8 protein-coding genes and 1 tRNA gene are annotated in these 11,705 nt (G+C 65.0%); 5 read left to right on the plus strand and 4 right to left on the minus strand.

Going from position 1 to position 11,705, the window contains the following annotated elements:
• Nucleotides 1–233: 233 nt before the first annotated feature.
• Nucleotides 234–1,487 (minus strand): threonine ammonia-lyase IlvA, encoded by a 1,254-nt coding sequence (ilvA, locus tag O5O54_RS21840; protein ID WP_279483962.1) that lies wholly within the window; start codon nt 1,485–1,487, stop codon nt 234–236.
• A 348-nt stretch (nt 1,488–1,835) separates the two neighbouring features.
• On the opposite strand from ilvA, the gene O5O54_RS21845 reads away from it, so the two are divergent.
• Both O5O54_RS21845 and O5O54_RS21850 read left to right on the plus strand, forming a co-directional pair.
• A tRNA-Leu gene (locus O5O54_RS21845) sits at nt 1,836–1,920 on the plus strand.
• 237 nt (nt 1,921–2,157) lie between these two features.
• Nucleotides 2,158–2,343 (plus strand): hypothetical protein, encoded by a 186-nt coding sequence (locus O5O54_RS21850; protein WP_279483963.1) that lies wholly within the window; start codon nt 2,158–2,160, stop codon nt 2,341–2,343.
• 54 nt (nt 2,344–2,397) lie between these two features.
• Here the strand turns inward: O5O54_RS21850 and wrbA are convergent, their stop codons facing one another.
• Entirely contained in the window at nt 2,398–2,997 is a 600-nt protein-coding gene (gene wrbA / locus O5O54_RS21855) for an NAD(P)H:quinone oxidoreductase (protein ID WP_279483964.1), read from the minus strand.
• A gap of 192 nt (nt 2,998–3,189) precedes the next feature.
• Between wrbA and O5O54_RS21860 the strand changes: the two genes are divergently transcribed.
• Nucleotides 3,190–3,936 carry a competence/damage-inducible protein A gene (locus O5O54_RS21860; RefSeq protein WP_279483965.1) on the plus strand — a complete coding sequence of 249 codons (747 nt, stop codon included), beginning with the start codon at nt 3,190–3,192 and terminating at the stop codon, nt 3,934–3,936.
• On the opposite strand, the gene O5O54_RS21865 is transcribed toward O5O54_RS21860, so the two are convergent.
• Both O5O54_RS21865 and O5O54_RS21870 read right to left on the minus strand, forming a co-directional pair.
• The gene (locus O5O54_RS21865) at nt 3,937–5,466 is read right to left on the minus strand and encodes a tripartite tricarboxylate transporter permease (RefSeq protein ID WP_279483966.1); all 1,530 of its coding nucleotides are present in this window, start codon (nt 5,464–5,466) and stop codon (nt 3,937–3,939) included.
• Nucleotides 5,466–5,909: a tripartite tricarboxylate transporter TctB family protein gene (locus tag O5O54_RS21870; RefSeq protein ID WP_279483967.1), complete on the minus strand. Its 444-nt coding sequence runs from the start codon at nt 5,907–5,909 to the stop codon at nt 5,466–5,468. Before O5O54_RS21870 ends, O5O54_RS21865 begins: the two co-directional genes overlap by 1 nt.
• Before the next feature lie 297 nt (nt 5,910–6,206).
• Here O5O54_RS21870 and gpt point away from each other — a divergent pair, with 297 nt between their 5' ends.
• Nucleotides 6,207–6,704 (plus strand): xanthine phosphoribosyltransferase, encoded by a 498-nt coding sequence (gene gpt / locus O5O54_RS21875; protein WP_119539614.1) that lies wholly within the window; start codon nt 6,207–6,209, stop codon nt 6,702–6,704.
• A 422-nt stretch (nt 6,705–7,126) separates the two neighbouring features.
• Complete coding sequence (locus O5O54_RS21880) at nt 7,127–10,942, plus strand: vitamin B12-dependent ribonucleotide reductase (RefSeq protein ID WP_279483969.1); 3,816 nt, start codon at nt 7,127–7,129, stop codon at nt 10,940–10,942.
• The last annotated feature ends 763 nt before the right edge of the window (nt 10,943–11,705 follow it).

Consider the following 11,705-nt stretch of genomic DNA (forward strand, 5'->3'; position numbering starts at 1 on the left):
AAGGAAAATCGCTAGGGGATGTGAAAATTTGGAAAGAGTCATCTGATCAGCGGGTTAGGTGTCGTTGACTCCGTCATTCCAGCGTCATCAAGCCACCGAAGGCGCTCACACCTCTTTCTCGCGAGGCGTCTCGGGGAGCGCCGCATCCCCCTCCCCTCCCCTCCCCGCCCCTCCCGTCACGACGGGGTGCGAACGAAAAGGGCTGCCCGGATCGGGCAGCCCTTTGCGATCGATCAGATCAGGAGGTCCGACATGATCTGGTTGTCGGTGATGTCCTGGTATCGGATGCCGGCGGCGGCAAAACGGTGGAGCAACGTGTCGAAATTCTCCGCGCGCCGCGTTTCGATACCGAGAAGGATCGAACCGAAGTCTCGAGCAGACTTCTTGAGATACTCGAAGCGCGCCACGTCGTCCTCGGGTCCGAGCAGGTCCAGGAAGTCGCGGAGCGCTCCGGGGCGCTGGGCCAACCGCAGGATGAAGTACTTCTTCAGACCCTCGAAGCGCAGCGCACGCTCCTTGACGTCCGGCAAGCGCTCGAAATCGAAATTGCCGCCCGAGACCACCAGCACGACGGTCTTGCCGCGCACCTCCGGCCCCAGCGCCCGCAACGCGTCGATCGCAAGGGCGCCCGCCGGCTCCAGCACGATGCCCTCGACATTGAGCATCTCGATCATCGTCTGGCAGAGCCGCCCCTCGGGGCACAGGAGCACGTGCTCCGGCGTGAAGCGGCTGAGGATCTCGAAGGGCAGCGCCCCGATCTCCGCAACCGCGGCGCCATCGACGAACCCGTCCACCTGATCAAGCCGGACGCGTCGGCGCTCGATCAGGCTGGTGCGCAGGCTCGGCGCGCCCAGCGGCTCGACCAGGCGGATGTCGGGCGAAGCCGGACCGTCGAACACCTTGGTCATGCCCGAAGCGAGTCCGCCGCCGCCGACGGGCAGGATCAGCATCTCGGGATGCTCGCCGCCGAGCTGGCGCATGACTTCGAGCCCGACGGTCGCCTGGCCTTCCACGATGTCGGCATGGTCGAAGGGCGGCACCATGGCGGCGCCGCTCTCCTCGGCATAGCGCCGCGCGGCCGCGTAGCTTTCGTCGAAGATGTCTCCGATGAGTTCGATCTCGATCGCGTCACCGCCGAACATGCGTGTCTTGGCGATCTTCTGCTGCGGCGTGGTCACGGGCATGAAGACCCGTCCCTTCAGCCCGAAATGCTTGCAGGCGAAGGCGAAACCCTGCGCGTGGTTGCCGGCGGAGGCGCAGGTGAAGCTGGCGGCCGCGTCCCCGGCCTCGATGCGCTTGCGCATGAAGTTGAAGGCGCCGCGGATCTTGTAGGAGCGGACCGGCGTCAGGTCCTCGCGCTTCAGGAAGATGCGCGCGCCATAGCGGCGGGACAGGTGCTCGTTGAGCTGAAGCGGCGTTTCGGGAAACAGGTCGCGCAAGGCGGCGAGCGCCGCCTCGACGCCCGGCTGGAAATCGGCGTTCGGCATGGGTTCATCTATCGCGGAAGGGCGCATGGCCGTTTCGGCGCGCCCAAGGAATCGGGAAGGGCTCTGGAGCCCTGTCGGACGGTTTGGGACGATGCGCATTCTGCGCCGTGTCGTCTCCGCCGGACGTGCTCTCGGCGACCGTGCTTTTCAGGCGGCGGTCAGCGCGAAAGGACGCCGGCGCCGATAATGAGGAGGAGGACTCCGCCGATCGCAGCAGCAAATGGCATCGCGCGCTCCCCTGTCCTCGCGTTTCCGTTGGCCGTTCCATGCGACATGGACACGAACTTGTAAAGCGGTGCCGCCCTCTTCCGCCGCCGCGCTCGCCGGACTAGAAGCGGGCGGCGCGTTGCAGGCGTGGCGAAATGGTATACGCGACGAACTTAAAATTCGTTGTCCGAGTGGCATGCGGGTTCGAGTCCCGCCGCCTGCACCATCCGGCCCGCCGGCCGCCCGGCGGCCAATCGAGGCGCACAGGCTCCGTATTAAATCAGACCAAATAAACGGAATGTGCCATGCCGCACAGTTCTTGGAACGATTTGGGATGCGGGTGTTGGGACGGCTGTCGAATTGTCGCAAAAACTTCCGCAAGTTTCGTTTGTCTTCGGCGCGGCGGCGTGATTTCCTCTCCTCATGGGTGGTTCACTGGAGGCGTTTCGAGGAGGATCGAGCGATGTCCGAGATCAAGCGCGTACCCCTATTGGCCGCTGCCGATGCCGACCCGTGGCTGGATTGGGAGCAGGAGAAGGCGTCCGATCTGCTCCAGCACCTGCGTAGCGACAATCTCGCGCTGGGTCGTCTGCGCGATGCGCTTCTGGCAGATGGAGAACCCGCCTTCACCGACGCTTCGCCCGCCTGACATCTCGTCAAAAAAAGCCCGGCCACCGCGTTCGAGAGGCCGGGCAGAGGTTCATCAGGCCGTGAGCTTGGCCGCGATCTCGGCGATATGGCGGCCCTGGAAACGGGCGCCGTCGAGTTCGATCGCGCTCGGCTGGCGAGATCCGTCGCCGTTGGCGATCGTGGTGGCGCCGTAGGGCGAGCCGCCGACGATCTGGTCCGAGGCCATCTGGCCTTGGAAGGAATAAGGCAGGCCGACGATCACCAGGCCATGATGCAGCAGCGTCTTATGGACCGACAGGATCGTCGCCTCGTTGCCGCCGTGCTGGGTGGCCGAGGACGAGAACACGCCGCCGACCTTGCCGATCAGCTTGCCCTGCGCCCAGAGGCCGCCGGTGCGATCCCAGAAGGAGGCCATCTGCGAGGCCATGTTGCCGTAGCGGGTCGGCACGCCGACGATGATCGCGTCATACTGCGCGAGTTCGTCCGGCTGAGCCTCGGGGAAGTCGTGGTTCGTCTTGAAGTGAGCGGCCGCGACCACTTCGGGCGGCGCCGTCTCGGGCACGCGCTTGACGTCCACCTCCGCGCCCGCCTCGCGTGCGCCTTCCGCCACGGCCTTGGCCATGGTCTCGATGTGTCCGTAGCTCGAATAATAGAGAACCAGTACCTTCGCCATCGCTTCCTCTTCTCGTGCCGGAAAACCCATCGGCGTCCGGGCCTCGCCGTGTGCCGCACTTAGAGCGCCTGCGTGACACGAATACGAGGGGCGCGCATCGTGACGCACCGTTTACCGGATGGGCCGTTCGTTGCCGCCCTTCCCTTGCAGCGCAATCCGACCCAAAGCTTGGCGGACAGGCAGGGGGATTCGATGACGGACACACGAAAGGTTCATACGGCGGCGATGCTCGCGATCGGCGACGAGCTTCTGTCGGGCCGCACCAAGGACCGCAACATTGCCCATCTGGCCGAGGTTCTGACCCTGGCGGGTATCGACCTGCGCGAGGTGCGGATCGTGCCGGATGTCGAGGACGAGATCGTCGCGGCGGTCAACGCGCTGCGCAACCGCTACGACTTTCTGTTCACCTCCGGCGGCATCGGTCCGACCCACGACGACATCACCGCCGATGCGATCGGCAAGGCCTTTGGCCTCGCGGTAGAACCGCACCCGGAAGCGGAACGGCGGCTGTCGGTCTATTACGAGAGCCGCTCCCTGCCCTACACCGATGCCCGACAGCGCATGGCGCGCACGCCGCGCGGCGCGACGCTGATCGACAACCCGGTCTCTGTGGCGCCCGGATTTCGCATCGGCAACACCTTCGTGATGGCCGGCGTGCCCGGCATCTTCACCGCGATGCTCGACAACGTCCTGCCGACCCTTCCCTCCGGGGCGGTCATGCTGAGCGTCGCGATTCCTTGTCCGTTCGGCGAGGGAGACATCGGCGGGCCGTTGCGGGAAATTCAGAAGCACCATCCGGAAACGGCGATCGGTTCCTATCCCAAGTTCGACGGGCAGCGCTACACGACCGAACTCGTCGTCCGGGCGCGCGACGCCGGCCATCTGGAGGCGGCGCGGGCCGAGATCGAGGCTATGATCCGGTCGCGCCCCTCGGCGTGATCACGAGGCGGTCGGAACGGCCGCGCGGGCGCTTCGCATCTCCCGCAGACTGCCCCAGGCGGACCACAGGAGAAGCAGTGCGGTGATCCCGAGCACCGTGCCCGAGATCGGTCGCTCGACGAAGGTCATGAGGTCGCCGCGCGCAATCAGCATGGCCCGGCGGAAATGCTCCTCCATCAGGGGTCCCAGCACGAAGCCGAGCAGCAGGGGTGCGGCGGGGAAGGCCAGCAGCCGCATGGCATAACCCAGCGCCCCGAAGAAGAGCACCATCCAGATGTCGAAGGGATTGCTGTTGACCGTATAGACGCCGATGCAGATGAACATCAGCACGGCGGGATAAAGGAGGTGGTAAGGGATCAGCAGCAGGCGGACCCACAGCCCGATCAGCGGCACGTTGAGGATCACGAGCAGAAGGTTGCCGATCCAGAAGCTCATCACGAGGCCCCAGAACAGGCCCGCCTGCTCCGTCATGAGCTGCGGGCCGGGCGTGATGCCGTGGATGATCAGCGCGCCGAGCATCAGCGCCATCGTGGGACTGCCGGGAATGCCGAGTGCGAGCGTCGGGATGAACGACGTCTGGTCGGCGGAGTTGTTGGCCGATTCCGGCGCCATGATGCCCTCGACCGCCCCCTTGCCGAAACGCGACTTGTCCTTGGCCAGGCGCTTCTCCACCGCATAGGCCATGAAGGCGGCCACCGACGGGCCGGTGCCTGGCAGCGTGCCGAAGAAGGCGCCGAGTCCGCTCCCACGCGCCATCGGTCCGATCGAGCGTCGGAGGTCGTCCCGCGTCGGCTTCATCGCCTTGAGCGTGACGCTGCTGCGGTCGATCGCGTTGGTGGAGACGTGACGGACGCCGACGATGATCTCGGAGATGCCGAAGAGGCCCATGGCAAGCGCGACGAGGCTGATCCCGTCCATGAGCGAGAGGTTGCCGAACGTGAAGCGCGGGGCTCCGGTGTAAATGTCCATGCCCACCGTTCCGAAGGCGATGCCGGCCACCACCATGGCCAGGCCCTTGATCGCCGAGCCGTCCGAGATCGTGGAGGCGGCGACCAGACCGAGCACCATCAGCGCGAAATAGTCGGCGGAGCCGAAAGACAGGGCATAGGCGGCGATGGTCGGAGCGAAGAGCATCATCAGGACGATGCCGATCGATCCTCCGACGAAGGAGGCAATCGTGGTCATCAACAGCGCGACGCCGCCCCGTCCCTGTCGCGTCATCGGATATCCGTTGAGGCAGGTGACGGCGTTCGCGGGCGTGCCGGGAATGTTCAGAAGGATGGACGCCGTGTTCCCCCCGTAGCTCGTCCCGTACCAGATGCCGGCCAGCATGATCAGCGCAGACGTCGGATCGAGGTGGAAGGTAATGGGGAACAGCATGGAGATCGCCGCAAGCGCGCCGAGCCCCGGTATGACGCCGATCACGGTTCCCAGGAATACGCCGACGAAGCAGTAAAAGAGGTTCGTAGCGGAAAGGGCCGTATTGAGACCGAGCGCGATATTGGTGCCGAGCGTGCCGAAGACGTCCATCAGAACCGCACCATCGCCAGAGGAAGGCCGAGGCCGACGCTGAAGATCAGGTAGGCCATGACCGAGAGACAGACGATCAGCCCCAGGATCGCCGCAGGCCGGAACACCGTCTCGGCGAGACTTGCCACGACGACCAACGCCGCGATGGCCGGCAGAAGTCCGAACGGGCCGATCACCAGGGCGAAGGTCGCGACGCTACCGAGCACGGCCGCCGTGGAACGGAATTCGAACTCCTCGAAGCTCCCGGTCCGAAAGAAGGCCGGTACCATGATCGCGAGACCGAACAGGGCGAGAAGAACGCCCATCCCGGCCGGGAACAAGCCCGGCCCCATCCGTCGGATCGTCCCAAGGTCAAGATAACTTGTCGCGTACCAGGCAATCCAGGCGCCCGTCAGAGCAAGCAAGGCGCCGCCGACAATGTCTCGGTAGTCCCGTTCAAGCATAGACTGACCCCCTCCCAGAAGACGGTAATTACCACCCAACCCGGCGGCCTCAAAACCCCAAACGAAACATCACGAAAAATGCATTTATGCGTTACCGATCCACCTCTTCCGCTTTAAATCGATCTAATTTCCATGTCTTGGCCACTGGACGCCCGCATCTACTCACCCAGCTGCGTGTCATTCCATGCGGTCCTTCGACCCCGAGGGTTGGATCGGGTTGCGCATGGGGTTCCGGCGAGCCTTGCCCCTGTCCCGCCGAAGGTTTATCGCCACGCCCAGCCCACAGGAGCGTCGCCCATGTCCACACCCGAAAAGTCCTTCCCGGTTTCCTGGGAGCAGTTCCACCGCGACGCCCGTGCGCTCGCCTGGCGGCTGGCGGGACAGAGGGCGGAGTGGAAGGCGATCGTCTGCATCACACGCGGCGGATTGGTGCCCGCGGCCATCATCGCGCGCGAGCTCGGCACGCGTCTCATCGAGACGGTCTGCATCGCCTCCTATCATGAGTACGACACACAGGGAGAGTTGCAGGTCCTCAAGGACATCGCCCCCTCTCTTCGCGAGGACGACGGCGACGGCATCCTGATCGTCGACGACCTGACCGACACCGGCAAGACGGCCGCCCTGGTTCGCGCCATGCTACCGAAGGCCCATTTCGCCACGGTCTACGCCAAGCCCAAGGGGCGGCCGCTGGTGGATACGTTCATCACGGAAGTCAGCCAGGACACCTGGATCTTCTTCCCCTGGGATCTCGGTCTCTCGTTCCAGGCCCCGATCGCCAAGGGCTCGGCCGGCTAAGCCAAAGGACCAACCAGTACTGTCGGAACCTGAGTTCGTCGGCGGCGGCCTTTGGCTGCCCAAACGATTGCTCGCGCTTGTCCACAGGGCTGCGGTGGAAAGCGTGAATTGCCGACACAGACTCTGATTCGGGCTGTCGATCCGCGCGCGATCGGATCAGGATCGCGCCCCTGGCATTTGAATCAAATGCTTAGGGAAGACGGAAATGCGACACGCCGGCGCCAGGTGGGGATAGATCGCCGAGACCTGTGGATAAGCGTTGAGTCAAGACTCCAGAGCTCACCGCGCCTCACCATATATAGCTTCAGGAACGACAGGCCGACACAAGATATAGGCCGCGAAAGTCGATCGTCTGAAGCTTCCCGAGAATCGGCCTGCCGCCGTTTTCACCGGGTTCCAATTCGAGGAATGCACCGATGGGCATGAAGATCGACCGCCGCTACACGCGCGCCGACGGGGGCGCCTACGACACCATCGAGTTCCGAAAGGCCACGAGCGAGATCCGCAATCCGGACGGCTCCGTCGTCTTCCGCTTGGCCGACATCGACGTGCCCACGCAGTTCAGCCAAGTCGCCTCCGACATTCTGGCCCAGAAGTATTTCCGCAAGGCGGGCGTGCCCAAGGCCCTTCGCAAGGTCGAAGAGAACGACGTCCCCTCCTGGCTGTGGCGCTCCGTCGCCGACGAGGAGGCGCTGAGCCAGCTTCCCGAAGCCGAGCGCTACGGCTCGGAGATGGACGCGCGGCAGGTCTTCGACCGCCTGTCCGGCACCTGGACCTATTGGGGCTGGAAGGGCGGCTACTTCCAGTCCGAAGACGACGCGCGCGCCTTCCGCGACGAACTGGCCTACATGCTCGCGACCCAGAAGGTCGCCCCCAACTCGCCGCAGTGGTTCAACACAGGCCTCCACTGGGCCTACGGCATCGACGGCCCCGGCCAGGGCCACTTCTATGTCGACTACCGCACGGGTGAGCTGACGCGCTCGTCCTCGTCCTACGAGCACCCGCAGCCGCACGCCTGCTTCATCCAGTCCGTCGCCGACGACCTCGTCAACGAGGGCGGCATCATGGACCTGTGGGTGCGCGAGGCGCGCCTCTTCAAGTACGGCTCGGGCACCGGCTCCAACTTCTCGGCGCTTCGCGGCGAGGGTGAGAAGCTCGCCGGCGGCGGCAAGTCGTCGGGCCTCATGAGCTTCCTCAAGATCGGCGACCGCGCCGCTGGCGCCATCAAGTCGGGCGGCACCACCCGCCGAGCGGCCAAGATGGTCGTGGTCGACATCGACCATCCGGATATCGAGCAGTACATCCAGTGGAAGGTGCGCGAGGAGGAGAAGGTCGCGGCGCTCGTGACCGGTTCCAAGACCGTCTCGAAGCACCTCAAGGCGATCCTGTCGGCCTGCGTCAACTGCGAGGGCGGCACCGGCGACGAGTGCTTCGACCCGAACGTGAACCCCGCCCTCAAGCGCGCGGTGAAGGACGCCAAGAAAGCCCAGGTTCCCGAGAACTACGTCAAGCGCGTCATCCAGTTCGCGCGCCAGGGCTACACGGACATCGACTTCCCCGTCTACAACACGGACTGGGATTCTGAAGCCTATCTCACCGTCGCCGGCCAGAACTCCAACAACTCGGTGCGCGTCACCGACGAGTTCCTCCAGGCGGTTGAGCAGGACGGCGAGCACAAGCTGATCGGCCGCACCACCGGCAAGGTCACCAAGACCCTCAAGGCGCGAGAGCTCTGGGACCAGATCGGCTATGCCGCCTGGGCTTCGGCCGATCCCGGCATCCAGTTCCATACGACCATCAACGACTGGCACACCTGCGCGGCGGCCGGCGCGATCAACGCGTCGAACCCCTGCTCGGAATACATGTTCCTGGACGACACGGCCTGCAATCTGGCCTCCATGAACCTCCTGCAGTTCCGGGAAGCCAGCGGCCGCTTCGACGTCGATGCCTATGAGCACGCGACCCGTCTCTGGACGATCGTGCTCGAGATCTCGGTCCTGATGGCGCAGTTCCCGTCCAAGGAGATCGCACAGCGCTCCTACGACTACCGCACGCTGGGCCTCGGCTTCGCCAATATCGGCGGCCTCCTGATGACCGCCGGCATCCCCTACTCCTCGGCCGAAGGCCGGGCGATCTGCGGTGCGCTCTCGGCCATCATGACCGGCGTCTCCTACGCGACCTCCGCGGAGATGGCGCGCGAGCTCGGCCCCTTCCCGGACTACGAGCGCAACGCCGACGGCATGCTGCGCGTCATCCGCAATCATTCGCGCGCTGCCCATGGCCTCGCCAACGGCTACGAGGGCCTTGCCGTCGATCCGGTGCCGCTCGACCACGCCTCGCTCAAGGACAAGCGCCTTTCGGCCCGCGCCAAGCAGGCCTGGGTGCTCGCCCAGGAACTCGGCGAGAAGCACGGCTATCGCAACGCGCAGGTCTCGGTCATTGCGCCCACGGGCACGATCGGCCTCGTGATGGACTGCGACACGACGGGCATCGAGCCGGACTTCGCGCTCGTGAAGTTCAAGAAGCTCGCCGGCGGCGGCTACTTCAAGATCATCAACCGCGCCGTTCCCGAGGCTTTGCGCACGCTCGGCTATTCCGAGGCGCAGATCGCCGAGATCGAGGCCTATGCGGTCGGCCACGGCAACCTTAACCAGGCGCCCGCCATCAATCCCGGCAGCTTGCGCGCCAAGGGTTTCGGCGACGATCAGATCGCGGCGCTGAACGAGGGCCTCAAGAGCGCCTTCGACATCAAGTTCGCTTTCAACAAGTGGACGCTCGGCGAAGCCTTCTGCAAGGACGTGCTCGGCATCTCCGACGAGCAGCTCAACGACTTCTCCTTCGAACTTCTGCCCTTCCTCGGTTTCTCCAGGAAGGACATCGAAGCGGCGAACATCCATGTCTGCGGTGCGATGACGCTGGAAGGCGCGCCCTTCCTGAAGGCCGAGCACCTGCCGGTCTTCGACTGCGCCAGCCCATGCGGGCGCATCGGCAAGCGTTCGCTTTCGGTGGAGTCCCACATCCGCATGATGGCGGCCTCGCAGCCCTTTATCTCGGGCGCGATCTCCAAGACCATCAACATGCCGAACGACGCGACGGTCGAGGACTGCAACAGCGCCTATATGCTGTCCTGGAAGCTCGCGCTGAAGGCAAACGCCCTTTATCGCGACGGCTCCAAGCTGTCTCAGCCGCTGAACGCCTCGCTGATCTCGGACGAGGACGACGAGGACGATCTGATCGAGGAGACCGCGGCCGCGATCGCAGCCGCCCCGGCCGCCGTCCAGGCGACCGAGATCGCCGAGCGTATCGTCGAGCGCGTCATCGAGAAGGTGGTGCGCGAGCGCGAGAAGCTGCCGAACCGCCGCAAGGGCTACACCCAGAAGGCCATCGTCGGCGGCCACAAGGTGTACCTGCGCACCGGCGAGTTCGACGACGGGCGCCTCGGCGAGATCTTCATCGACATGCACAAGGAAGGCGCCGCCTTCCGTGCGATGATGAACAACTTCGCCATCGCCATCTCGCTCGGCCTCCAGTTCGGCGTGCCGCTCGACGAATACGTGGAGGCCTTCACCTTCACGCGCTTCGAGCCGGCCGGCATGGTCCAGGGCAACGAGGCGATCAAGAACGCGACGTCGATCCTCGACTACGTGTTCCGCGAACTGGCGGTCTCATATCTCGGCCGCCACGACCTTGCCCACGTCCAGCCGGAGGATTTCGGCGCCTCGACCATCGGCCGCGGCGTGGAAGGCGACAAGCCCGCCGCCCTGCCGATCTCCAGCGGCATGGTGCGCGGCCAGACCGCGAAGTTCCGCCTCGTCTCCTCCGACGCGCAGGGCACGGCCTCGCCCGCCGGACAATCCAAGCCCGGCGGCAGCGTCACGGCCGTCGCCCGGCCGGTCACGGTCGCGTCCTCGGCCGCCCCGACCCGAGCGTCGTCCGGCAACCAGGCGACGGCCTTCAAGCGCGACTACGAGGCCGCCCCGCTCAGCGAACCGGCCCCGACAGCCGACGCTTCGCCGGCGCAGGGCCTCTTCGACAGCCCCCTCGCCTACCCCGCCTCCGCCCGCGACGTCTCGCGTGTCGAGGCGCCGGCCAAGGCCACCAGCGCCGAACGCCGGGCCCAGGCTTTGATGAAGGGCTACACCGGCGACAGCTGCTCCGAGTGCTCAAACTTCACGATGGTCCGCAACGGCACCTGCCTGAAGTGCGACACCTGCGGAAGCACCTCCGGCTGCTCGTAACGGCGGCTCGCTTCTGAAACCTGACGCGTCACCGAATCTCGTGAAGATGCAGGCATAGGATGGTCATTTGTCGGCATAGTTTGACCTCGGTGAAGCCATCCATATGCCTCACCCTTGCCTTGGCTGGGGGGTCGCCGTGTCGGGGTTCTTGGCGCGGTAGTTCATTTGGACGACGCGTGTAGTTCGGACATCCAGGCGTAACGAGCGTGAAGATGCCAGAAAGCCGGTCTTCGTCAGGAGGCCGGCTTTCCCGTTTTACGTCCTGCGCTGAGCGGTCGAGAATGGGTGAAAGGCTCTCACACTCAGGTTTTCGGCGTCGAGCCCCGACCGCGTCCCTGGACGGAAAAGATTCCCTCTCCCACGAACATCATGGCTGCCCCATCGAACCGTAGGAGAGCGAATAGCGATGCGCTTCGAAAACCTGAGCAACATTCGACGCCGGGCCGTGATCCGCTTGACGGGCTGAGCATCGGACGCCGAGCCGATCGGCTGCCTGGAAACAGATTTGCCAGCAGCGATCCTCGAGACCGTCGTGCAACCGGAGCGTCTCGGTCTGGAACGGGTCGAGGTCGGCTGGCTCGGTGCGAGATGGTGGCACCTGACAAGCCGGGGCTAGTCAGCGCGAGATCTAGGGGAAGCATGACAACGAACAGAGGGCGGACGACCTCACCGTCAATCTTGAGCGTATGCCCATGAAAGTCGAAATGACGCCGAGACTTCCCAACGTTTCGCGCATGATAGGCGGCCCGATGGATATCATCCA

It is taken from the genome of Aureimonas sp. SK2 (genome assembly GCF_029813115.1).
Taxonomy (GTDB): Bacteria; Pseudomonadota; Alphaproteobacteria; order Rhizobiales; family Rhizobiaceae; genus Aureimonas.